Origin of the sequence: Paenibacillus sp. IHB B 3415 (genome assembly GCF_000802655.2) — a bacterium.
In the GTDB taxonomy this organism is placed as follows: domain Bacteria; phylum Bacillota; class Bacilli; order Paenibacillales; family Paenibacillaceae; genus Paenibacillus_AQ; species Paenibacillus_AQ phytohabitans.
Map to the genome: position 1 here is coordinate 106,615 of NZ_JUEI01000015.1, position 21,740 is coordinate 128,354.

23 protein-coding genes are annotated in these 21,740 nt (G+C 49.4%); 16 read left to right on the forward strand and 7 right to left on the reverse strand.

All coding sequences use genetic code 11. From position 1 onward, the window contains the following. Positions 1 to 65: 65 nt before the first annotated feature. Together QW71_RS08240 and QW71_RS08245 are read right to left on the reverse strand one after the other, a co-directional pair. Entirely contained in the window at positions 66 to 803 is a 738-nt protein-coding gene (locus QW71_RS08240; RefSeq protein ID WP_039295984.1) for an SDR family oxidoreductase, read from the reverse strand. 55 nt (positions 804 to 858) lie between these two features. Continuing rightward, a complete protein-coding gene (locus tag QW71_RS08245; protein ID WP_039295987.1) occupies positions 859 to 1,113 on the reverse strand; it encodes an Atu4866 domain-containing protein in 255 nt (84 codons plus the stop codon). Between the two features lie 218 nt (positions 1,114 to 1,331). Here QW71_RS08245 and QW71_RS08250 point away from each other — a divergent pair, with 218 nt between their 5' ends. Both QW71_RS08250 and QW71_RS08255 read left to right on the forward strand, forming a co-directional pair. Further along, a complete protein-coding gene (locus tag QW71_RS08250; RefSeq protein WP_152679714.1) occupies positions 1,332 to 2,234 on the forward strand; it encodes an AraC family transcriptional regulator in 903 nt (300 codons plus the stop codon). 69 nt (positions 2,235 to 2,303) lie between these two features. Continuing rightward, positions 2,304 to 2,756: a VOC family protein gene (locus QW71_RS08255; protein WP_039295994.1), complete on the forward strand. Its 453-nt coding sequence runs from the start codon at positions 2,304 to 2,306 to the stop codon at positions 2,754 to 2,756. Positions 2,757 to 2,863: 107 nt separating this feature from the next. Here the strand turns inward: QW71_RS08255 and QW71_RS08260 are convergent, their stop codons facing one another. Both QW71_RS08260 and QW71_RS36990 read right to left on the reverse strand, forming a co-directional pair. Beyond that, complete coding sequence (locus tag QW71_RS08260) at positions 2,864 to 4,573, reverse strand: AarF/ABC1/UbiB kinase family protein (protein WP_052769929.1); 1,710 nt, start codon at positions 4,571 to 4,573, stop codon at positions 2,864 to 2,866. Next, entirely contained in the window at positions 4,570 to 4,920 is a 351-nt protein-coding gene (locus QW71_RS36990; RefSeq protein WP_047013686.1) for an AbrB/MazE/SpoVT family DNA-binding domain-containing protein, read from the reverse strand. The genes QW71_RS08260 and QW71_RS36990 overlap by 4 nt, the downstream gene beginning before the upstream one ends. A gap of 291 nt (positions 4,921 to 5,211) precedes the next feature. Between QW71_RS36990 and QW71_RS08270 the strand changes: the two genes are divergently transcribed. Next, entirely contained in the window at positions 5,212 to 6,387 is a 1,176-nt protein-coding gene (locus tag QW71_RS08270) for a discoidin domain-containing protein (RefSeq protein ID WP_039296020.1), read from the forward strand. A 170-nt stretch (positions 6,388 to 6,557) separates the two neighbouring features. Here the strand turns inward: QW71_RS08270 and QW71_RS08275 are convergent, their stop codons facing one another. Both QW71_RS08275 and QW71_RS08280 read right to left on the reverse strand, forming a co-directional pair. Further along, positions 6,558 to 7,334 carry an isocitrate lyase/phosphoenolpyruvate mutase family protein gene (locus QW71_RS08275; RefSeq protein ID WP_039296022.1) on the reverse strand — a complete coding sequence of 259 codons (777 nt, stop codon included), beginning with the start codon at positions 7,332 to 7,334 and terminating at the stop codon, positions 6,558 to 6,560. Beyond that, positions 7,318 to 8,388 carry a bifunctional transcriptional activator/DNA repair enzyme AdaA gene (locus QW71_RS08280; RefSeq protein WP_200905900.1) on the reverse strand — a complete coding sequence of 357 codons (1,071 nt, stop codon included), beginning with the start codon at positions 8,386 to 8,388 and terminating at the stop codon, positions 7,318 to 7,320. The genes QW71_RS08275 and QW71_RS08280 overlap by 17 nt, the downstream gene beginning before the upstream one ends. Before the next feature lie 211 nt (positions 8,389 to 8,599). Between QW71_RS08280 and QW71_RS08285 the strand changes: the two genes are divergently transcribed. From QW71_RS08285 to QW71_RS08310, 6 genes are all read left to right on the forward strand, one after another. Beyond that, positions 8,600 to 9,745, forward strand: coding sequence for a hypothetical protein (locus QW71_RS08285; protein ID WP_063776435.1), 1,146 nt, complete (start codon positions 8,600 to 8,602; stop codon positions 9,743 to 9,745). 186 nt (positions 9,746 to 9,931) lie between these two features. Further along, positions 9,932 to 11,455, forward strand: coding sequence for a malate:quinone oxidoreductase (locus QW71_RS08290; RefSeq protein WP_039296026.1), 1,524 nt, complete (start codon positions 9,932 to 9,934; stop codon positions 11,453 to 11,455). Positions 11,456 to 11,600: 145 nt separating this feature from the next. Then, on the forward strand, positions 11,601 to 12,857 hold the full coding sequence (locus tag QW71_RS08295) for an acyltransferase (RefSeq protein ID WP_039296028.1): 1,257 nt from the start codon (positions 11,601 to 11,603) through the stop codon (positions 12,855 to 12,857). Between the two features lie 104 nt (positions 12,858 to 12,961). Beyond that, the gene (locus QW71_RS08300; protein ID WP_039296030.1) at positions 12,962 to 13,816 is read left to right on the forward strand and encodes an ABC transporter ATP-binding protein; all 855 of its coding nucleotides are present in this window, start codon (positions 12,962 to 12,964) and stop codon (positions 13,814 to 13,816) included. After that, positions 13,809 to 14,465 (forward strand): ABC-2 transporter permease, encoded by a 657-nt coding sequence (locus QW71_RS08305; protein WP_039296032.1) that lies wholly within the window; start codon positions 13,809 to 13,811, stop codon positions 14,463 to 14,465. Before QW71_RS08300 ends, QW71_RS08305 begins: the two co-directional genes overlap by 8 nt. Then, on the forward strand, positions 14,462 to 14,827 hold the full coding sequence (locus tag QW71_RS08310) for a GntR family transcriptional regulator (protein ID WP_039296034.1): 366 nt from the start codon (positions 14,462 to 14,464) through the stop codon (positions 14,825 to 14,827). Before QW71_RS08305 ends, QW71_RS08310 begins: the two co-directional genes overlap by 4 nt. Before the next feature lie 401 nt (positions 14,828 to 15,228). On the opposite strand, the gene QW71_RS08315 is transcribed toward QW71_RS08310, so the two are convergent. Continuing rightward, complete coding sequence (locus tag QW71_RS08315; RefSeq protein WP_235441422.1) at positions 15,229 to 15,858, reverse strand: pentapeptide repeat-containing protein; 630 nt, start codon at positions 15,856 to 15,858, stop codon at positions 15,229 to 15,231. Positions 15,859 to 16,010: 152 nt separating this feature from the next. On the opposite strand from QW71_RS08315, the gene QW71_RS08320 reads away from it, so the two are divergent. From QW71_RS08320 to QW71_RS08350, 7 genes are all read left to right on the forward strand, one after another. Then, a complete protein-coding gene (locus QW71_RS08320) occupies positions 16,011 to 16,454 on the forward strand; it encodes an SMI1/KNR4 family protein (RefSeq protein ID WP_039296038.1) in 444 nt (147 codons plus the stop codon). Then, a complete protein-coding gene (locus tag QW71_RS08325) occupies positions 16,444 to 17,652 on the forward strand; it encodes a hypothetical protein (RefSeq protein ID WP_039296040.1) in 1,209 nt (402 codons plus the stop codon). Before QW71_RS08320 ends, QW71_RS08325 begins: the two co-directional genes overlap by 11 nt. A 32-nt stretch (positions 17,653 to 17,684) precedes the next feature. Next, positions 17,685 to 18,257 (forward strand): hypothetical protein, encoded by a 573-nt coding sequence (locus QW71_RS08330; RefSeq protein ID WP_039296042.1) that lies wholly within the window; start codon positions 17,685 to 17,687, stop codon positions 18,255 to 18,257. A 69-nt stretch (positions 18,258 to 18,326) separates the two neighbouring features. Next, entirely contained in the window at positions 18,327 to 19,337 is a 1,011-nt protein-coding gene (locus tag QW71_RS08335; protein ID WP_039296044.1) for a hypothetical protein, read from the forward strand. 14 nt (positions 19,338 to 19,351) lie between these two features. Continuing rightward, a complete protein-coding gene (locus QW71_RS08340; protein ID WP_039296045.1) occupies positions 19,352 to 20,098 on the forward strand; it encodes a hypothetical protein in 747 nt (248 codons plus the stop codon). Positions 20,099 to 20,140: 42 nt separating this feature from the next. Then, complete coding sequence (locus QW71_RS08345) at positions 20,141 to 20,701, forward strand: DUF4303 domain-containing protein (RefSeq protein ID WP_039296047.1); 561 nt, start codon at positions 20,141 to 20,143, stop codon at positions 20,699 to 20,701. Then, on the forward strand, positions 20,677 to 21,729 hold the full coding sequence (locus tag QW71_RS08350; protein WP_268794608.1) for a sigma-70 family RNA polymerase sigma factor: 1,053 nt from the start codon (positions 20,677 to 20,679) through the stop codon (positions 21,727 to 21,729). The genes QW71_RS08345 and QW71_RS08350 overlap by 25 nt, the downstream gene beginning before the upstream one ends. The last annotated feature ends 11 nt before the right edge of the window (positions 21,730 to 21,740 follow it).

Here is a 21,740-nt window from a genome sequence, read left to right on the forward strand (position 1 = left end):
AATGAATCGTCAATAGAAGAATCCCCGTCAACTGCTTTGGAGCGGTTGACGGGGCAATGATAGCGTCAGGCAAGCTGGGCTGTTGGCCGGACAATCAGCTCGTTCACGTCGACATCTGCCGGCTGTTCTATCGCATAAGCGATGGCACGGGCTATGGCGGTAGCCGGGAGGGCATCACGTCGGTACGTTTTCATCATTTCCTTGGCTTCGTCGTCTGAAATGCTCTCAGCGAGCTCGGATTCCGTCACACCGGGAGAAACGAGCGTTACCCGTATGCTATTACCAACCTCCTGTCGTAAACCTTCCGTGATGGCGCGAACGGCGTATTTGGTCGCACAATATACCGCTGCCGTCGGTGTGACCGCGTAGGCCCCGATGGAAGCCACGTTAATTATGTGACCGAATTGTTGCTCTTTCATAACGGGGAGACCCGCAGCAATGCCGTGGAGAACCCCACGGATATTGACGTCGATCATTCGGTTCCATTCCTCAACCTTCAAAGCTTCCAAAGGAGAGAGAGGCATCACACCGGCGTTGTTCACTACCACATCAACACGACCAAACCGGCTCTGTGCCAAGTGGATGATTGCCTGCATCTGACCGATATTTGTAACGTCCAATTGTTGATAAGCGACGGAACCTCCTTCGGCCTCAATGAGGGATGCCAGAGCTTCCAATCTTTCCACGCGTCTGGCCCCAATGACGACATGGGCTCCCCGGCTGGCGAGAAGCTTCGCCGTTGCTTCGCCAATCCCACTACTTGCTCCTGTAATCACAACTACTTTTCCATTGATTTCGGACATTGCACATTTCTCCTTTTGATTTAAATTAACGCCATAATGAAAATGACTACTTCTGCTATTTTTCATAGTAGAGAACCATGCCTGCGTGGTAGAGCACCGAATCGCGGAAATCGCCGTCCGCTGTAAACCCTGTGTCATCCATATATTCGATATGGTCGCCTACGATGGTATATCTGCCTTGATAAGCGCTCTTCCGTTTTCCACGTGCCTCGTCATACCGCCCGTTCGGCAGCAACTCATGCCGGATGTAACCGTCTTTTGTCACCCACATGCCGACATAGGGATGGGATTGTTCGTTTTGAGTATTCATTGAATATTCTCCTTCCATTGTGAAGGCTGGACTGAATTCTGCCCTGTCACTCGTTTCCTGGGGTTAGCACTTCCGTACCTTGTATCGCATTGTTAACATGATTCATTATCTCTCTTTTGGGAAGCAAGGCGGTAGCCGGATCATACATAATGATTGCCTAATCCTCCAGATGAGGATAAGGTTAAGTTAATCTTATGGATAAAAAGGGGGAGAAGAGGATGGATGAATGGTTCGAGAAACAAAGGAGAGAAATGCTGCAGATCATCGAGAAGTTCACACCGGGGGACGGGATATATGATACGGAAATTCACGGTTTGCGCTTGATTCGTTCTTCCCGGTTATCCGAGCCGGTATACTCTGTCTATGAGCCTTCCCTTTGCGTCGTGGCGCAGGGTTCCAAGGTGGTCATGCTGGGAAAAGAGGTGTATCAGTATGACCCGAGCAGCTATTTAACCGCTTCGGTACATTTACCGATTACAGGACAAGTGGTGGAGGCTTCGGATGAAACACCGTATTTAAGCCTGCAGATCCTTTTTGATATGAATCAGATTCTTGGTGTCATACAGGCTTCCGCCGATGCTATCCAAGCAGGAAATGAGACCAGCCGGGGGTTGAAGGTAAGCCGGGTGAACGATACGCTTCTGGATGCGGTGCTGCGGCTTCTGAAACTAGTCGAAACACCGCGGGATATCCCGGTGCTTGCGCCTTATACCATGCGGGAGATCATTTACAGGGTGCTTCAGAACGACAACAGCGCATCTTTGACACAATTTGCAGTTATCGGAAGCCATGCACAACGAATCGCGGGAGTCGTTGAGAAGCTTAATCGCGAATTTGCCCAGCCCCTGCGCGTAGAGGAGTTGGCGGCGGAGGCCCGTATGAGCACTTCGTCTTTGTACGATTATTTTAAGGAAGTCACAGGGATGAGTCCGATCCAGTTTCAAAAGCAAATCCGATTACAAGAGGCGCGCCGGCTACTCTTCTCTGGATCGACCGATGCGGCGGAGGCTGCGTTTCAGGTCGGGTACGAGAGCCCGTCCCATTTTAGCAGGGAATATGCACGGATGTTTGGGATGCCGCCGGTCCGGGACGTACGCCGATTGCGGAGCTCTATTGTTTGAAGATATGACGGTTTCGGCGAGGATCAAGATAATCGGCTAATAAATTTGTACACATAAGGAGATGAAACTATGGCAGAAAATAAATTACTAAGAATGGACAACGTCGGTATCGTTGTAGAGTCTTTGGACGACGCAATTTCTTTTTTCGAGGAGATTGGCCTGAAGCTCGAAGGGCGAGCCACCGTCGAAGGTGAATGGGCTGGTCGCGTAACCGGACTGGGCTCTCAATACGTAGAGATTGCTATGATGGTTACCCCGGATGGTCACAGCCGAATTGAACTTTCGCGATTTATCAACCCGCCTACTATATCAGATCACCGGACTGCTCCTGTAAACGCCCTCGGTTATCTACGTGTCATGTTCACCGTTGAAGACATTGACGAAATGGTATCCAGACTCACTAAGAATGGTGCTCAGCTCGTTGGCGAGGTGGTTCAGTACGAGGACTCTTATAAGCTCTGCTACATTCGAGGAATCGAAGGAATTCTGATCGGTTTGGCGGAACAACTAAGTAATAAATAAAGATAAGAGCGGAACATAAGCTAACAGCTTTATGCCCCGCTCTTATTTACGTTCACTCGTTTTCATGCGCCAGATCTTCTTCGCTCAAGGAAAATAACCCCGTTTTGCTAGTGCTTAGACTTCGGCGTTTCCAATCTGCTACGCTCACGCATGGCGTTCATCTGCTTTGCATGTCTTACCTCACGGCGGCGTCCTCTCGTTTTGAGTTGGCTAAGCATAATGAGTAGCCCCAAAACCCCCAACCCATAAGAAACCATATGATTCACTTCATTCCACAGGTTTGCCGCAGTCAGAAGGGATACCGCCCCAATGATTGTTGCAATAATCCGCTGTGTATTTTTATTTTGCGTATCGATCAATTTTTGCTCGAAGGAGCTCGATAGCTTTACCCGTAAATTTCCGCTATCCATTTTATCTACTGCAGATATGAACTTCTTGGTCGTAGGAAGGATCCCTTTGAGAATGCTCTTGCCTTCATCCACAACGTTAGAGAAGACATTTCCCCGCAGATCCCTACGCACAACCTCTTCGACATAAGGCTTAACGGTCCCAATCAAATCAAGCTCGGGGTCCAGTCCGGTACAAAGCCCATACACCGTGCCTATGGCTTTTCCCAAAAATGTTGTATTTGCCGGTAACTGAAAAGGCTGAGAATAGAGGAAATCACGTAACTCTTCAGCATTGTCACCTGATGTCACGAAGCTAAGGTCAAACGTATCCCCGTTGATTTGTTCAAATAATAACGTAAGGTTCCTTGCGAATACCTCTAAATCTACATTCCGTCTTAAAAATCTCAAACGGGTGAGGGCATCGATTGCGCCGTGAGCATCTTTTAAATACACCGCCATTAGCAGTGCTACCATTTGCGTCTTCATATCATCGGCAATCCGTCCGACCATTCCATAATCAATTAAGGCTATGGTGCCGTCAGGCTGGACGAGAACATTACCCGGGTGCGGATCTGCGTGAAAGAAGCCTTCTAATAGAATCTGCTCTACGAAAATTTCTATCAGCGATTTCGCTAATTTAGTCCGGTCCACACCCCAGGCATCCAGCTGGGCAAAATCATTGATTTTTACACCCTCCAAAAACTCCATGGTAAGAACTTTCGAAGTGGTATAGGACCAATGAATGCCTGGAACAACGATATCATCCCGATGGATAAACTGCATCTGAAATTCTTCTGCATTTCGCCCCTCTTGTTGATAATCAAGCTCGTCCATAACGGTATCGTGAAACTCATCATACACCGCATCCAGGTCCATGAAGTCTGCAATCTTCGTCAGGCGTTTCAATAAGGAAATAGCAACCTGTATGGATTTCCAATCAATGGCGATAATGTCCTCGACCCCGGGACGCATAACTTTCACTGCGACTTCTTCACCTGTTCGTAAGGTCGCCCGATGTACCTGTCCTAAGGAAGCCGCTGCGATAGGAATTGTATTAAATTCAGCAAAAATCTCGCTAATAGATACTCCGAGTTCGGTCTCTACCTTGTGCTTAATCTCGGAATAATCTACGAATTCTACGGAATCCTGCAGCTTGGACAATTCATCAATAATTTCTTTCGGCAAAATATCCACCTGCGCACTAACATGCTGCCCAAGCTTGATAATTAACCCACCCATGTCCATGGCGGTCTTTGTAAAATACGCTGCCTGTTTTCGATATAAGGCTTTTGTTTTCGCCTCTAAGCGCCGTCCCGGAATAAAATACTTTTGCTTGCCCAGCCACCAGAAATCCCAGGCGAACTTAAAAATCATCCGCATGGTTCTTCTGAACCGGACATCCTTCATCAATTTAAAGAATTCGCTCATTCTTTTTCATCTACCTCAGGTCCTTCTTCAGCGGCTGCCGGCTCCTGATCATCATCTTCATCTTCTGGAATAGTAGTGCTTTTATCAAAAATCGCTTGGGCCATGCTTTCAAACTTTTTCGAAGCGCTCATGAAGAAATCGGCAAATTTGTTGAACATTTCGGCTTTGACCAGAATGACAGCGCCCTTGCGCTTATTTCCGAAAACGATGAATTTCTCACCTGGCTTGATATCAAGTTCTTCCCTTGCTTCTCTAGGAATAACAACTTGTCCCCGCTCGCCCATTGATGTTGTTCCCAGTACTTTGCCATGCCCGAATCCATGACTATTTTCTTTTTTTTGCTGCATCCTAATCTCTCCTTTGATAAACAATCTATACCAGTATGATATTTCATACTAATCATATCATCAATGAGTTGTATTTGCTAAAGTCTACAATCCGTTATTTGTCTGAAATTCGTCTAAAAATACTGTTCTAGCTCCGCGATAAACAAGCATTCTTCCGCGGTACTGTGAATACCCTTATGAATGGTGCAAAAATCCGTAATCATTAAGGTAGGAGAAAGGGGCAGGAAGATGGAAGGGTCAGGACTTAGTCAGGGAAAGAAAAGGATTACGGCAAAGATAAGAGGATACTTGATGGTGATAGCTATCATCGTTTCGTTAATGACGTTAGGGGCGCCTGCAATTGCCGGAGGCGACCAAGGGGGCAACCCCACCCAGCTGGTCGTGACTTATGAGACGAACGGAGGCTCCACGATTGCCCCGCAACTTGTGTCGGCGTCCGGAGGTAAATTGGTGTTTCAGTATACTCCGGTGAAAGAGTGCTACAGCTTCGCAGGCTGGTACTACGACAGTGCGCTGACGCAAGCCTATAATGGGTCAGATCTAATCACCAGAAATCTAACGCTGTATGCAAAATGGGCGGCTACGGGAGAAAATATGCTGTGCGGTGCGGCTACATTGATTCCGAATTTAGCATTGAACAGACCCGCGACGGTTGACAGTACATGCAACGCTTCGCAGACTGCGGCCAAAGCCGTGGAAGGCAGCGTCATCAATGATAGCAAATGGTGCTCCAAGTCCGGCAACCGCTGGCTGCAGATCGATCTTGGCTCCGTGAAGCAAGTGAACCAATTCATCATCAAGCATGCAGCAGAAGGCGGGGAGACCCCTTCCTATAACACGAAAGCTTACAATATTCAGGTCAGCACCGATGGTACGAACTGGAGTACAGTAGTCAAAGTAACCAATAATATGAAAAGCGTGACGGTAGATAATATCGCTTCAGTATCAGCAAGATATATCAAGTTGAACGTTACAACGCCTACGCAAACCACAAACCCTGCGGCAAGAATCTATGAGTTTGAGGTATACGGACCTCCAAATTTAGCATTAAATAAACCAGCGACGGTTGACAGTACGTGCAACGCCTCGCAGACTGCGGCCAAAGCTGTGGAAGGCAGCGTCATCAATGACAGCAAATGGTGCTCCAAGTCCAGCAACCGCTGGCTGCAGATCGATCTCGGCTCCGTGAAGCAAGTCAATCAATTTGTCATCAAGCATGCATCGGAAGGGGGAGAGGCCGCCTCTTATAATACGAAGGCCTACAATATTCAGGTCAGCACCGATGGTACGAACTGGAGCACGGTGGTCAACGTAACCAATAATACGCTTGGTATTACGGTAGACAATATAACAGTAGTATCGGCCCGGTATATTAAGCTGAACGTAACGGCGCCTACACAAACCACGAACCCTGCGGCAAGAATCTTTGAGTTTGAGGTATACGGACCAGGTTCTATTTCACCGTAAGGGATTTTTTCGAGAAGTCGTGCGAAGGATAGTAATATAGTTCGCTTGTTGATCTGTAGAATGTTTATTAAAATAATCAAAAAACGGCTGGATCAGGGAAACCTGACCAGCCCTGGATCAGGGAAACCTGACCAGCCGTTTTTTTGGAATCTCCTAGGTTAGGATGATGACTATTCCTGTAAATCCAGGGCTCTCACAGTAGCTTGTTTTAATGCATCCATCAAAATCAAATAGGGACGCGGACCGTAGCTGATGCGGGCAACGCCTAACGATGCCAGTTTCTGGAGAGGGGGTGAATCCGGGGAGATCATAACGTTAACAGGTAGTGAAGACTCCTGGCATAATTTCTCGATCAGCATTTCATTACACAAGCCCGGCACGAAGATTCCGTGAGCGCCGGCTTCGGCATAGGCGTGTGCCCTTTGAAGGGCAGCTTCCAGGTGAGCCCCATCATGCTCGTGGGCGGCGGTCTGTAAGAAGATATCGGTTCGAGCATTAATGAAAAGGGGAATCGATGCCTCCTCAGCGGCTTCCCGCACAGCTGCGATACGCAAGACTTGCTCCTCTATGGAGTGTAGTCCCGGTTCATGGATCCTCTGATCTTCAAGATTGACGCCTACGGCTCCGCACCCGATGACTTTCAGCACATTGTTCTTGATAATCTCCGGAGAAGGTCCATAACCGCCTTCTATATCAATGGTAATGGGCAGATCTACACTATTGCTAATCCGCTTAAGATTGGATAGAACGAGATCGAAAGGAAGCTTCTCCCCATCATCGTATCCATGCGCTGCAGCTACAGACCAACTGCCGGTAGCAATAACCTGGCCCCCCGCTCCTTGAATGATTTGTGCGCTTCCGGCATCCCAGGCATTGACGAGGACTAGCGGGCTGCCGCTTCTGTGCAATTCGTGAAGCTTCCGTGCCTGTTCAAGTTGATTTTTCATTGTATTGACCTCCGATTTTCTCATGATTTAGCAGCCATTCTTTGCGTGCGACTCTGCCGCCATACCCGCCGAGTTCGCCGCTGGTGTTAATTACGCGATGACAGGGAATGACGATGGCTATTGGATTGGCTCCATTCGCTTGTGCTACCGCACGATAGGCGGCGGGCTTGCCAAGCGCCAGTGCGATATCTGCGTAAGAACGGGTTTCGCCCGGTGGAATTTTCTTTAGCTGTTCCCACACGCTCTTCTGAAAAGGCGACCCCACCAGATGGAGAGGTGTCTTAAATTCGGTTAACGTTCCCTCAAAAAATTGACTCAGTTCTCTCTCCATCGACTGAATGGGGGGTGTCTGTCCGGGTATAATCGCCGCCTTCAATCTTGTCCTTAACCGTTCAACCTCGCGTTCTAGACCCCGGCGGTCTACGAACTCCAGGAGATACAGCCCACTGTCGTCCGCTACTGCCATCATGGGGCCGAGCGGCGTGTCCAGCCACGATGCTCTAAGAATAAGGCTATCCTCTAACCGCGTAGGCGCTGCGCCCATAATGCGGGAGAAGGCATCCCGGAATCCGCTGCTGGAATCATAGCCGGAGGCTAATTGTGTATCGATAATCTTCCCTCCCAACCGGATGCTCTTCAAAGCGAGTCCCATTCGACGGGACCTGGCGTACTCAACGAAAGTCATACCAAAGCGCTTTTTAAATTGACGGCGGGCAGTGGATTCATCAATGGATAGCTCTTTGAAGTCTTGTCCTTTCCAGCGCTTCTCCGGATTCTGCTCAACGGCCTCGACAAGCAGCCGGACGATATCAGAGACATGATTCGGATGCGACAAGGGACGGCAGCGCTGACAGGGGCGGAAGGAGGCCAGCAGTGCCTGCTGCGCGGTCTCGTAGAACTCACAGTTATCGTACTTTGGTTTCCTGGCTGGACAAGTCGGCCGGCAAAATACCCCGGTGGAGGTGACGCCCACATAGAAGACACCTTCGTAGTCAGATTTTTTCTCGAGCAGAGCTTGATAATATTCGGCTTTACGTTCCTCATTATGAATCATGATCACACCTACATATTTAAGGATGAGATTAGTATACCCCTTGCTAACGATGGCCGTAGCCGAAAATCAGGCACTTATTTTGTATTCGAATGGGGAAACACTGGCTTGTGCGTTTTGCTGCAGCCTTAATGTCTCTCTTATTTTATGATTAATGGTAATGATTTGAAATTGGTATTTATGAATTCTTAAACATGAAAGGTTGATCCTACTTATGAATGACAACAAAATCACCTGCTTAGCCAAAACGACAATAAGGCTTGTACGCTCTTTGCTGCTTGTCCTGATCGTTGCAATGGTGGCCAGCAGCCTTGCAGCCTGCAGCAATTCCTCCGCAGGCAGGGCGGCAATCGAGCCGGCTCCGCCAACCGAGGAAACACCAGTGGTGACGCAAGCCTCCGGCAGCATCTATCTGTATGGTGAAGCACATGGCAATGCCAAGATTATGGACAAGGAATATGAATTGTGGTCTGAACATTATCATAACGAGGGTATGAGACACTTGTTCGTCGAGCTGTCCTATTTTACCGCCGAATATTTGAACCTATGGATGCATTCGGACAATGACGAACTTCTGGAGCAGATTTATGAGGATTGGGAGGGAACCGCAGTTCATAGTCCATATACCAAGGCATTTTACCAAAAAATAAAAAGCGAGTGTCCTGAGACGATTTTCCACGGCACAGATATCGGGCATCAGTATGATTCGACCGGGAGCCGATTCTTGTCTTATCTTGAGGCAAACGATCTGACAGGATCGGAGAGCTATACTTTAACAAAAGAAGCGATTCGGCAAGGGCAGTTATTTTACAGCAAGGATGACGGCGAATATCGGGAAAACATGATGACTGAAAACTTTATCCGCGAATTTGAAAAGCTGGGCAGTGAGAGCGTCATGGGTATTTACGGCTCAGCACATACCAGCCTTGATGGAATGGACTATAGTACCCAATCCACCCCATGTATGGCCAATCAGCTACAGAAGCACTATGGTGGCAACCTTCATTCAGAGGACCTAAGCTGGATTGCTAAAGATATTGAACCTACCAGAGTAGATTCCATCACCCTACAGGGCAAGAAGTATGCGGCATCGTATTTTGGAAAGGAGGACTTGAGCGGGTTCAGGGATTACGCCTATCGGGAGTTTTGGCGGTTGGAGGATGCGTATGAAGATGTCAAAGACCTGCCACTGGAGGGAAATGTCCTTCCTTACGATCAATACCCGATGCTGATTGAGACAGGCCAGGTCTTTGTGATCAGCTACACCAGAACAGACGGTTCAGTGGAGAGAGAATACCATCTGTCTAACGGCAAGGTTTGGGAAGGCATGCATTCAACACAACAATTCATTGCAGACTGAGCAGTTAGGAAGCATTTCCATAAACATTGTTTTCATAAAATATTAGATAAATCTTAAAATTTATATTCAATAGTGATACACTAAGATCAGAATTGATCCCAAGCAGGTGTGTGGCCAAGTTATGCGTGCCAGAGCAGGAGTGCCTGCATCCTTCCTGCAAATCGTAGGGTAGAAGGACGGTAGAATATGAGCAACCAACAGACCAAAACAGACGTGATTTTAATTGGTGCCGGAATCATGAGTGCAACACTGGGTTCACTGCTTAAGGAATTAGTGCCTGATTGGAGAATCACTGTGTTTGAGCGGCGTGCAGGTGCCGGGGAGGAGAGCTCCAATGAATGGAACAATGCGGGAACGGGGCATTCTTCATTGTGCGAGCTTAACTACACCACGGAGCAGCCGGATGGATCTATCGACATTAGCAAGGCTATCAAGGTGAATGAGGAGTTTCAGTTCTCGAAGCAATTCTGGTCTTATCTGGTGAACAGCAGACGCATACAAGATCCGCAGGAATTTATCGTACCCGTACCACATATGAGCTTTGTAGAAGGACAGACGGACGTAACCTTTTTACAAAAAAGATTTGAAGCGCTTTCAGGGCACCCGCTGTTTCAAGGCATGGAATTCTCCAATGATCCGGTGCAGCTGATGAAATGGATTCCGCTGATGATGAAGAACCGGACACTAGGCCAGCCTGTGGCGGCAACCCGGATGGAGTCGGGAACGGATGTTAACTTCGGCGCGCTGACACGCATCCTGTTCGGCCACTTGCAGAGCAACAACGTCGATATCCGGTTCAACCATCAGGTTGAGGACCTTAAGCGCACGAAGGACGGCTCTTGGGAGCTTAAGGTGCGGAATGCCGGCAATGGCGCTGCTGAGCGGCATACGGCGAAATTCGTCTTCATCGGGGGCGGGGGAGGAAGCCTGCATCTGCTGCAGAAATCCGGTATCCCGGAGGGCAAAGGGATTGGCGGATTTCCGGTAAGCGGACAGTTTATGGTGTGCCGGAAGCCGGAGATTGTGGCACAGCATCATGCCAAGGTATACGGTAAAGCAGCGGTTGGTGCGCCTCCAATGTCTGTTCCGCATCTGGATACAAGGGTGATCGACAAGCAAGAATCGTTGTTCTTCGGACCGTTTGCCGGCTTTTCGCCCAAGTTTCTGAAGTACGGTTCGATGTTTGATCTGGTCACCTCCGTTAAGCCGGGTAATCTCGTCACGATGCTGGCGGCGGGCGCCAAGAATATGCAATTGACCAAATATTTGATCGGGCAAGTCATGCTGTCGAAAGAGCAGCGGATGGAAGCCTTGCGGGAATTCGTCCCGAACGCCAAAAGCGGGGATTGGGATCTGGTGGTGGCGGGCCAGCGTGTGCAGATTATTAAAGATACAGCTGCCGGCAAAGGTACGCTTCAATTCGGTACGGAGGTGATCAGCAGCGCCGATGGCTCGATAGCCGCATTGCTTGGTGCTTCTCCTGGGGCCTCTACTGCTGTTTCTGTCATGCTGGAGGTCATCAGCAAATGCTTCCCGCAGCATATTGAAGCCTGGGAGCCGAAGATCAAACGAATGATCCCTTCCTACGGCCTGTCTCTGCAGGGCAACACAGAGCTCTTGAACAAAATCCATACTTTAGCAGCAGAGTCGCTAGGTCTGACGAATGGACCAGGGGAGCCTGTGCAGCAGATTAAGGTAAAGCATTCATAGAGCAGGTGAGAACTTTCCCGGTGCGGAAGGTTCTTTTTTTGTGCGCGGAATTATTCCCTCGAAGCGTTGAAGGGTTTTTCTATTATTTATGGAAATATGTGAGTGCCTGGAATCAAGGTATTGAGGGAAAGAGGGAATGTAGCTGATGTCCAAGATTCAGTTAGGCCGTACCCGGTTAGCAGGAGCGGATGGCATTCGTGCGATCGCCTGCCTGTCCGTCATCCTGCATCATCTGTCACAAAAGCTGGCGATGCCCGCACAAAAGCCCTGGCTTCAAGAAGTGCAGTCGGTTCTCTTGCTTGGAAACAGCGGGGTCAGCTTGTTTTTCCTGTTAAGCGGATTTTTGCTGTCGTTCCCCTTTTGGAGCGCTTACCTGGAAAATAAGCCGTACCCGTCCATCCGGACGTATGCTGTACGCCGCGCTGCAAGAATTATGCCCGGCTTCTATGTATCATTCCTGGTTTGTCTGTTGCTCGTATGGAGGCTGGACATTCCTACGGAGTTCTTGTGGCGGCGAATCCTAACGGGGTTCACGTTTACGTCAGGCTTCCACTATACAACCTTTTTCCCGTCTGACTTGAATGGGCCGTTCTGGTCGATCAGCTTCGAGGTGTTTAGCTACTTGCTTATGCCTTTGTTTATGGCTGTATTGTTTGTGCTCGGCAAGCGGCGTTCGTTCGGAAAAGCGATCTTGTTCTGGGTGGTCACGTTTGGGTTGGTGCTTGCCATAAACTCCCTCGTCCATCAGTGGTTTACGCCAAGCGGGCAGGGCCGGGGCTGGGATTATGGCCAGATTGGCGGTGCGAAATACTGGATGCCGAATTACAATCCGGTTGGATTCTTCGGCCACTTCGCTATTGGTATCCTGGCCGCTGGTATAACGACCGTGTTCATGCAGCTTGGTGCTAAGGTGGAGCGGCTATGCAAGCTTGGGGTGTTCGACGCAGCCGGAGCCGCCGCTTTGGGTCTTGCCGGTCTACTGATCTGGCGTATGCGCCACCAGGGCGAATTTGACTTCAGCCTCCAGCACCAGCCTTATTACTTCCCGGCTTATGCCATTTTGTTCGGAATCGTGCTGTTGTCAGCACCGTTCAGCGTGATCGTAGGGCGTTTACTGGATAACCGCTTTTTCCGGTTTACCGCGCAGATTTCGTTCGGCCTGTATATTTGGCACTACTTGTTCATCACGCTACTCGAGAAGTATGGCATAGCGGATTATCACTATTCCGGGGTTAGGGATGTGTGGCGCTGGCTCGGCATCAGTGTAACCGTCCTCGTCATCTCGTATGCGGCGGCGGCAGTCTCTTATTATGTCATAGAGCGGCCGTTCATCCATTGGTCGAAAGGCAAGCCGTTCTTCCGGCGCAAGCGCAAGGATGCACCATCGGTTAGTGCCGCATAAGTTTGCTCTCATGCTGTGCTGCTTATTGTGCCCGTTGACTTTTGCCAAAGTCTCGTGATACATTGTGTATATACGGAATACACAATTTATTGAGGAGGTAGGGTATGCTGGCATTAGATATTCGAAATTTAAATAAAAAATATCCGCACTTTCAGATCAAGGATGTATCTTTTCAATTGGAGAAGGGCTACATTATGGGGTTCATCGGGGCCAATGGCGCCGGTAAAACGACCACGATCAAATCAATCTTGAACATGGTTCATGTGGATAGCGGCGAGATATATATTCTTGGCAAGAATATCGCTGATCACGAGATTGAATTGAAGCAAGAAATCGGATGCGCATTCGGTGATATCGATTTCTATACACGCAGCAAGATCAAGACACTGACCGATATTACCAAGAAGTTCTATAAGAATTGGAATGATGAAACTTACTACAATTATCTCAAGCGATTCAAGCTGGATGAGAACAAAAAAATAGCGGAGCTGTCCCGAGGGATGAAGGTAAAGTACAGCTTGGCCCTTGCTTTATCGCATGGCGCAAAGCTGCTCATCCTGGATGAGCCGACCAGCGGACTCGATCCTGTCTCCAGAGATGATCTGCTCGATATCTTTCAGGAGCTCATCATCGGCGGCGAGATCAGCATTCTTTTCTCTACTCATATTACCTCCGACTTAGAACGATGTGCGGATTATATAACCTTCATTGAACAAGGGCAAGTTATTGCCAGCTCCGAGAAAAACGAATTAAAGGAGTCTTACCGTTTGCTCAGCGGCAGCGAAGCCCAATTAAGCGAAGTGAAGGAGCAGTTGATTTCCTACAAAATCAACTCGTTCGGTTTTACCGGACTGATTCATACCAAAGACATTGATCCATCCTCCAGCCTGAGGGCAACCACGCCGAGTCTTGATGAAATCATGATCTACTTTGCGAAAAAGGAGAATGTATATGTATAATTTGGTGATGAAGGATTTGAAATTAGGCGTAAATCCCTGGTTCTTCGCTTTACCCTTTATTTTAGGCGGCTTAATGCTTATCCCCGGCTGGGTCTATTTTCTCGTGCCGCTGTATTTCTGCTTCTTAACGGTACCGAACATGTTTGGCGGATTCAAGAGTCAGAATGATCTGATGTTCAGCACGATGATGCCAGTGACCAAAACAGACATCGTAAAGTCCCGGATAACCGTTGTTGTTATTCTTGAGCTTATGCATCTTGTCATCGCGATGATCTTCAGCATATTTACGTTCCGCTTGTATCCTCATCTGACTTACATTTTCTATCCGCCGCATATGGGTTTTTGGGGATTATGTTTCATCATGCTGGCGATCTTCAACATCCTATTTATATCCATGTATTACAAGACGGCGTATAAGTATGGAGCGGCAACGACCGCATCCACTACAGGCGCTATCCTTTTTGCCGGAGTGGCCCAATGGGCCGGAATCCAACGGCCTTGGGTAAACGACATTTTCTATGGCTCAGGGACGGATAATACGGCACTGCAGCTTTCCATCCTGATCGCAGGTATCGTGATTTTTATACTATTTACCCTAGCTGCCTATCGGATTGCCGTAAAGAGATTTCTGAAAGTGGAGATATTATGAATGTAACAATTTCGAACACATCGGAGAAACCGATTTATCAGCAGCTGTACGAACAGATTAGCGCGCAAATTCTGAAGGGAGAGCTGGAAAGCGGCTATTGTCTGCCGCCCATCCGGCAGGCAGCCCTGGAGCTGCATGTTAGTGTCATCACCGTTAAGAAGGCTTGGGAGGAACTTGAGCGGAGCGGTTTGATCAACACGGTAACAGGTAAAGGATGCTTTGTAGCCGAATTCTCGCGGGGTGAGATGCTGCGGATACGCAACGAGATGGTCCTGAAGCAAATGGAGAACGACACCTCCTACTACAAGTCCTTTGGCCTCACCCTGGATGAAGTGATTGGGCTGCTGAAGAAGATTTATTGACAGCTTAGGCCGGTATAAGCAAACGCACAAGCCATTCGCTTGTGCGTTTTGCTGTAGCATGGCTGGACTGTAGCGCTTAATCTATGATTAAGGGTAGCAGGCTGGAGCTATTATAACGGAGGTGAATTCATGAGCTTCAAAAAACTTCTTCTTATACGCAGTGCCGCGATAGTATTGATTGTGGCGGCAGGGTACGTCTCTACCGATAGGTATTACAGGGCGAAATATGATATTTTTAAGGAGCATTCACAGTTGTTTGAGATATTGTGTATTGCGAGAGTCGCGATATACTCGTAAATGATTATGACAGTGATGCTACTGATTACGTGCTGGATAAGCTGAAGGGTAACTGGTATGGGATGGCGCTGAAATAGCAGGCTGCTCATTGCTTCAAGCAGACATCATTCATGGATTTTGACATTGTCCAGTATAGTATTTCCCCAAACAGGTAGCAGGCCAGCCTCTCCCGTAAAGCGGCTTCCGGCTACCGAGCCGTCCTGAAAGAAAGCTCCATCAAAGCTGCATTCCTCGAACCGGCAACACAACAATAAGGCACCGCGAAAATTAGCGTTGGCAAAATGGCAGCGTGTAAAGGATACATCGTTCGCTATCACTTTACTTAAGTTGCAGCCTGTAAAATCGCAATTGTTAAACTCCTTGCTGATCCTGGCATTATTCAGCTTGGCTCCCCGGAAAGAACAGTGGCTGAAGGTATGAGTCACATATCTGCTATCCAGTTTAACCCCGTCAAAGCAACAATTTGTAAAGGTTGAAGTGTTCAAGCTTGCAGAGTCATCGAAACGTGCATAAGACAGATCGGCACCCTGTACTGTAAGGTATTGTATGGTCTCAGTCAGGGTAACTCCCCGGTAATCCTCAAGCCCAGCCTCATTTTGTCCATAGGGGGAGGATGGAAAAGAGCGGTCTTTTTGATGCAGGTTAGGTTTGCCTGTAACAGCGGCGAGTAGCCGGTTCACTTCATTAAGCTGGTCATCGTTCCATCTTGCAATGAGTGATTTCTTGTTCAACATAGATCCTCCTCTGATGCATAGCTCTTATGACGATTATATGTAATAATGCCGCCTTTGCCAAAAAAGGTGAAAAGAGCTCCATACAGTTTATATAATTAGTATGACTGTAGCCAGAGGCGCGAATCTTACCTGTGGCTGGAAGGAGATTATCTATGAAGGATGCGTTAATGAAGCGATTGGAAGTTTTTCTCCACCGGGAGGATAACAGATCATTACTAGGTATTCCGGCGAGCCCAGAGGAAATCGTTAAAGCACAGCAGCAGCTGAATGTAAGCTTTCATGAGGACTACATAGACTTTATCAAAATGTTTGGGGGAGCATATGCAGGTCTTGCAATACATGCATTTTCGAATGGCTCTAGCCTCGGGAACGAAACCGTTGTTGATTTGACGCTGGGGTTCCGGGAGCAATTCGAGAACCATCCTTTTGCAGAGCTTCTAGCAACCTGTTATGTTATTTCCATGGATGGCTCCGGCGATCCGATACTCATTGATCCGGCAGGAAAGGTTACTATCTGTTATCACGATAGCGGGGAGAGCAAGCTATTAGCAGACTCTTTCGAGGAATTGATCGAGGATAATTTCTATGAATGGTGATAACCAAGCTCGTCCTCCTGCCGGTTCGCTTAGAGAAGCTGGCCGTTATCCCATCGACCTGACAGGCCCGCGCAGTCACACTCTCGCCATTCAGCCCGGTGTGGGCAGTCTTTCCATCGGACCTGCGGAATTGGGGAAGAAGGCCGAGCTTCATGTTGAGCCTGACGCGCAGATTGATTGGACTGTATTCGATGCCTTCGCCACGCCGGCCGGCTCGCCCTGGCCGCGATTTCTACACTATACAGGAGATAATACGGGCTTCTTTGACTGGGCGCAGGAACGTCCCGTTGAAGAGCTGACATGGAATCCAATCCTGTCTGAAGACATGGCAGCAGACGCCAGCAAGTCCTCTATTCACGGCTTGCATATCGTGCTGAAACCGTCCGGGGGGCACCTGAGCCTGCGGCTTCCGGAGCGGGATTTCCGCCTGAGTGTGTCCGGTAATCTATCACACTTGTCGGCCACGGGCGGTGTACCATCTTCTCTGACACTGGCGCCACGCACTAGCCGGCGCAAGAATGATGCTCCGTTCTTGCTGCCCGGCCTGGGTGAATTGCACCAAGTGACAAGCCTGACGCTACAGAATGCGCCGCTGGGACAGCCCATTTCGCTGGAGTGTCTGAACCGGTTCCCGAGCCTTGACTCACTGAGTTTGTGGGGGAACTTCTGCGGCCTGGACCTGTTGGCCCGTCATGTCCGGTTAAGAAATCTGGAGCTGCGTTTCATGCCGGATTTGGGGGATTTGCCTCCCTTGAATGCCTGGCCGCAGCTGGGCAGGTTTATCGCCTACAATGTGGAAGAGCTTGCGGGCAAGCGCCTCAAGCAGCAAATGAAAGCACGCGCTAACACCCGCCCGTGGACCGAACATGCTTCGGTGAGCCAATTGCGAAAGCCGGAGTGGTGGACGGCCGAGTATGGCCGCCCATTCTCATCCTGGCCTAAACGTCTGGCCAAGCTGGCTAACGAAGCTTACAGCGCTGCCCAGGCAGCGTTGGCCCAGGCCCGCAGCTTCCACGATGCAGAGGCTGCCATTACTGCTTTTACCGTACGCTTCAATACCCTCAAGGGCATCGAAACCACAGAACGCGAAGATCTTAGCGAAGCGGTATGGCAACTCAGCCAGTCTGAACATCTAATTGGCCAGCCTATCACAGAGGAGATGGCCCAGCGCTGGTTCGATGCAGCGCGCGATTACTGAACAGATGAGGAAATGAAGGAGGGGTTCACCCCGTGGGGAGATCATTTGCAAATTTGCATATCAAGTCGAACAATCTTGAGAAGACTGTTGAGGCACTAAGAGGGCTAAGCGAAGGGCATGCTTCAGCATTAGGCAAGTCAAATGACGAGGCTCCAGAGAGCAAAGTTGCCATGTATGTAAGCAAAAGCAACGAGAACTGGATTAGCGTGCTCCATGACTATTTTGTATGGGGTACGGTGAAGGAGATCGGCAGAACCTTGTCCAGGCTTACCCGCGAGCCGGTGATGACCGCCGGATATATAAATGAGGAGATATTCGAGTTGTCATTGTTCGAGTATGGGGACATTCAGGCTGAAAGAATCTTTTGTGAGCAGTGGACGAGGGATGATTATGAACAACTCCAGGAAGAGCGCATCGATGATGACTACTTGCAGAGGGCGCTGGATATCCGCAATGAGGATTTTGACGGCTTTATTGGGATAACCAGCCCGGAACAAGCCGTAGATAAGCTGTCAGAGCTCGTAGGCATGTCTTTATGGTGCGATTGGGAGTGGGTCCCGTACGAAGAAACGCTCGGAGAACGCTTCAAGAAATATGAATTTTGAAGGAGTGACGGTGAATCAGAAATGGACAAATTAAAGCATAGCGGATTTTATAAATAGGAGGATTCACGTGTGCGGAAAATATGGAAAAAACGGATTCTGATCAATAATCCGGCTACGCTGGACCGGATACAGATGGAGCAGGATTTGCGCAGCGGCAACCAGGTTATTGTTCAGTTCTCACACCCCGAGTTCTATGGCTCTATATTGGAAGAAATGGATGAGCTTTGTGCGCGCTGGGATGAGAATTTCGGAGTTCGTTTCTATGCCCACTATTCGCTGTCTTTTGATTGTCATACGCTCTTGCGGGTCCCTAATGTCAAAATGCTGCACCTCGATAGCCTTACTCAGGCCCATCACACCGATGCCTTGGACCACTTGGAGCACCTGCGCAGTCTAAGTATAGGCATATACGAGCTGGAGAACCCGGAAATTCTGGGGCTTGATACGTTGCGCACTCTGAATAAATTAACCGTTATGTCGGATAAAAAGACGCTCAACCTCCAACATTTCAAAGAGTACTCCGATCTGGAGGAGCTTCATGTAGGGGGCAAGGTTAAAAACCTTGAGGCTATAGGTGATCTGGAGGACTTGAATTATCTCGCGCTGCATTCGGTCAGCAAGCTGCCCTTGCATTTCGTTAACCGGCTGAGGAAGCTGGAGCATTTGCGCATTCTGCTTGGAGGCCGGGAGAATATTCAGGAAATTGAAGAGAATACCATCGCGAACCTGGAGATCACCCGGGTCCGGGGCTTTCATGATCTGACTAATATTACGGCCTTTCAAGGACTGAAGAGACTTGTGATTGAGGATCAAATTCAGCTGCAGACAATCAGCTTTGACCAGCAAATGAATGAACTGGAGGAGCTGTCGATCAGGAATTGTAAAGGCTTAACCCGTTTGACGGGAATGGACCAGCTGCCTTCGCTGCACACCCTTCGCATTCTCGGAACAGCAATCGATTATGATTCCTTTATCCAACAGAAACTTCCGAATTTTTTATCTTCAGTGGAGTTTGCAACGTTCAAAAGTAAAACAGACCGGGAAATACAACAATCCTTAGCGGCACTGGGTTATCAATAAAAGGGGGAGTATTTATGTACATCGTATCCCGGCCAAAACCGCTGTCTGAGGGCCAGAACCTGGTGCTTGCTAAGGGAGCTGCCACTGTGTATCCACCAGCCTACCTTCAGTTCTTGCAGCGATTCGGTGAAGGGACTTATAGAGGGTGGATGAATGTCCAGTTTCCGGATGCGGAGGTGCTTAAGCCTTTTGCGGAGTACGGGTTATGGGAGCATGACGAAGAGAGCCCCATTACTGAAGAGCAGATCGGCGAGTGTATTGTTATAGGCACAACGGTGGACGGTGATTTTCTGGCCGTGCATCCCCGGATGGCCGGTCTGCTCTGGCTGCCCCGGCATGCGGAGCGCGTAGAGGCGATTTCCCTGCAGGCACGGGAGCCGGATGACGAAGCGATGTACGCCTTGGTGCTGGACGAAATATATCGTCAGGTGTATGGGAGAAGCCAGGAGGAGCCCGTCTATTATGAACCGTGGACGGGTACCCGGAGCCATCTCTTTTTGCGTTTGCCCCAAGGGCAGGGACTGCTTACGCTGCCCGGACTGGCCGAATTATGCCAAAAGGAATTTCCGCCGGATTTGTCCATTGAGAATGCCTATGCCTGCTTCCTGTTCTACCGGCAGCTAGGCGGCTATGTACGATTAAATTATGCCTACCAGCAAGAGGTGGCCGTCTTCTATGAACAGGATGCAGAGCAGGCGTTTGCCGTTATGGAGCAGTGGCTCTTGTTGAATGGGTGCGAAGCGGTTTCAGATAATAACTGATAATCTGGGTGCTGCCCGGCTAACGGAAAGGAGAGTCATGTCATGAAGCCGATGCAAGAAATGGAGTCGCTGGCGTTAGCGATTGCCGATGCTGCCAGAACGTCTTTTCGGACTCTTTTTGAAAATGGTGAACGTTACTATTACTGTACGCTATATACTACCGGCGAGGGACATGCGCCAAGCCTCTCCGCCTGGTCATGGGAGGCTTTGGAGCGGGAAGCAGCCAGACAAGGAGAAGAAAGCGGTGCGCCGGAAGCAACGATTGCCGAGTTCATCAAATGGTCCTACGCCGATTCACCCTATTGTAGCTACGGGGATGAGAACTTTGGCGGCGTCAAACAATTGTTTATGGAGCGCCCTTCCATCTGGGAGCTTGAAGAGGACGAAGGTAACCGCGAGTTTGATATGAGGCTGAAGGCGATGGAGCTGGCTATGAAAATGCTCGATGATCAAGGTGTGTTTACCTTGAATCAACCGCGGGAGTCCATATGCGTCCTTGTCGAGGTCATGCCGCCGGATAAGATCAATACTGAAATCGCCCTGCGCTTGAACCATGCGGATTCTCCGGCTATGCAAGCCTGGCTGGCGGAAGCGGCGGAGTAGCAGCATCCGCTTCCGGCAACTCTAACCGACCCCAAAGGAGGAAACGTAATATGAGCCAAAAGCATGGAATAGACATGCTTGAGGAGCTGCGCTCTGAACTAACCGGATATTGTTACCGGATGATGGGGTCCATCTTTGAAGCAGAGGATGCTGTGCAGGATACCTTGCTCCGCGCCTGGCAGAGCTGGGATCAGATCCGGCAGGATTCTTCCCGTAAGGCATGGGTGTACCGGATAGCCACTAATGTTTGTTTGGACAGGCTGAGGAATGCCAAGCGGCGGGCACTTCCGATGGATCTCTCTGAACCCGCGGCTATTATTATGGAGCCCAGTGACAGCTTGCCCCGGAATTCTTGGATATGGCCGGCCCCCGATAACGCTATCGACCCGGCCAACATCGTGGTCAACAGAGAAACCGTCCGGTTATCTTTTATTGCGATCCTGCAAATACTGCCGCCCCGGCAACGCGCTGTACTGATCCTGCTTGATGTCTTCCGGTGGTCGGCTAACGAGGCAGCACATGCGATGGGAATGACCACAGCAGCCGTCAACAGTGCTGTGCAACGGGCCCGGTCGGGTATCGCCCGGTCCAATCTCCGGTCCGAGGAGTTACAAGGGGGAGATGCCCAGGCAGATCAACAAGTGCTTGCAAGTTATATGGAAGCCTTCGAACAGTATGATATTGATGCCTTGTTGGCCTTATTCCACGAGAACGGCAGCTTGTCGATGCCGCCATTTACGATGTGGGTTCGCGGCAGCTCTAATCTGTCGTCATTCTACACTATTACACGCAGCCATTGTTTGGGCTCCAGATTGCTGCCGGTTCGGGCTAACGGGGATTGCCCCGCTTTAGCCCAGTATGTCCCCGCCGGACCGGATGGACGGCTGGTTCCGTGGAGCATTCATATTCCAGAGCTGGAAGTGGGGAAGATCGCTCATATCCATCATTTCATTGATCCTGAGTTATTTGTACGATTTGGATTGCCGGCAGATTTGGACGCGAGGCAGAATTTTTCAATAGACCGATGAGTTTGCGGCGG

Bases quoted from the DNA above. Each gene is read 5' to 3' on its own strand.
- QW71_RS08315 (WP_235441422.1), bottom strand. From the start codon at position 15,858: ATGTTGAACAAGAAATCACTCATTGCAAGATGGAACGATGACCAGCTT.
- QW71_RS08245 (WP_039295987.1), bottom strand. From the start codon at position 1,113: ATGAATACTCAAAACGAACAATCCCATCCCTATGTCGGCATGTGGGTG.
- QW71_RS08325 (WP_039296040.1), top strand. From the start codon at position 16,444: ATGAATGGTGATAACCAAGCTCGTCCTCCTGCCGGTTCGCTTAGAGAA.
- QW71_RS08240 (WP_039295984.1), bottom strand. From the start codon at position 803: ATGTCCGAAATCAATGGAAAAGTAGTTGTGATTACAGGAGCAAGTAGT.
- QW71_RS36990 (WP_047013686.1), bottom strand. From the start codon at position 4,920: ATGCAGCAAAAAAAAGAAAATAGTCATGGATTCGGGCATGGCAAAGTA.
- QW71_RS08250 (WP_152679714.1), top strand. From the start codon at position 1,332: ATGGATGAATGGTTCGAGAAACAAAGGAGAGAAATGCTGCAGATCATC.
- QW71_RS08310 (WP_039296034.1), top strand. From the start codon at position 14,462: ATGAATGTAACAATTTCGAACACATCGGAGAAACCGATTTATCAGCAG.
- QW71_RS08320 (WP_039296038.1), top strand. From the start codon at position 16,011: ATGAAGGATGCGTTAATGAAGCGATTGGAAGTTTTTCTCCACCGGGAG.
- QW71_RS08300 (WP_039296030.1), top strand. From the start codon at position 12,962: ATGCTGGCATTAGATATTCGAAATTTAAATAAAAAATATCCGCACTTT.
- QW71_RS08270 (WP_039296020.1), top strand. From the start codon at position 5,212: ATGGTGATAGCTATCATCGTTTCGTTAATGACGTTAGGGGCGCCTGCA.
- QW71_RS08345 (WP_039296047.1), top strand. From the start codon at position 20,141: ATGAAGCCGATGCAAGAAATGGAGTCGCTGGCGTTAGCGATTGCCGAT.
- QW71_RS08260 (WP_052769929.1), bottom strand. From the start codon at position 4,573: ATGAGCGAATTCTTTAAATTGATGAAGGATGTCCGGTTCAGAAGAACC.
- QW71_RS08285 (WP_063776435.1), top strand. From the start codon at position 8,600: ATGAATGACAACAAAATCACCTGCTTAGCCAAAACGACAATAAGGCTT.
- QW71_RS08290 (WP_039296026.1), top strand. From the start codon at position 9,932: ATGAGCAACCAACAGACCAAAACAGACGTGATTTTAATTGGTGCCGGA.
- QW71_RS08340 (WP_039296045.1), top strand. From the start codon at position 19,352: ATGTACATCGTATCCCGGCCAAAACCGCTGTCTGAGGGCCAGAACCTG.
- QW71_RS08255 (WP_039295994.1), top strand. From the start codon at position 2,304: ATGGCAGAAAATAAATTACTAAGAATGGACAACGTCGGTATCGTTGTA.
- QW71_RS08305 (WP_039296032.1), top strand. From the start codon at position 13,809: ATGTATAATTTGGTGATGAAGGATTTGAAATTAGGCGTAAATCCCTGG.
- QW71_RS08275 (WP_039296022.1), bottom strand. From the start codon at position 7,334: ATGAAAAATCAACTTGAACAGGCACGGAAGCTTCACGAATTGCACAGA.
- QW71_RS08280 (WP_200905900.1), bottom strand. From the start codon at position 8,388: ATGATTCATAATGAGGAACGTAAAGCCGAATATTATCAAGCTCTGCTC.
- QW71_RS08295 (WP_039296028.1), top strand. From the start codon at position 11,601: ATGTCCAAGATTCAGTTAGGCCGTACCCGGTTAGCAGGAGCGGATGGC.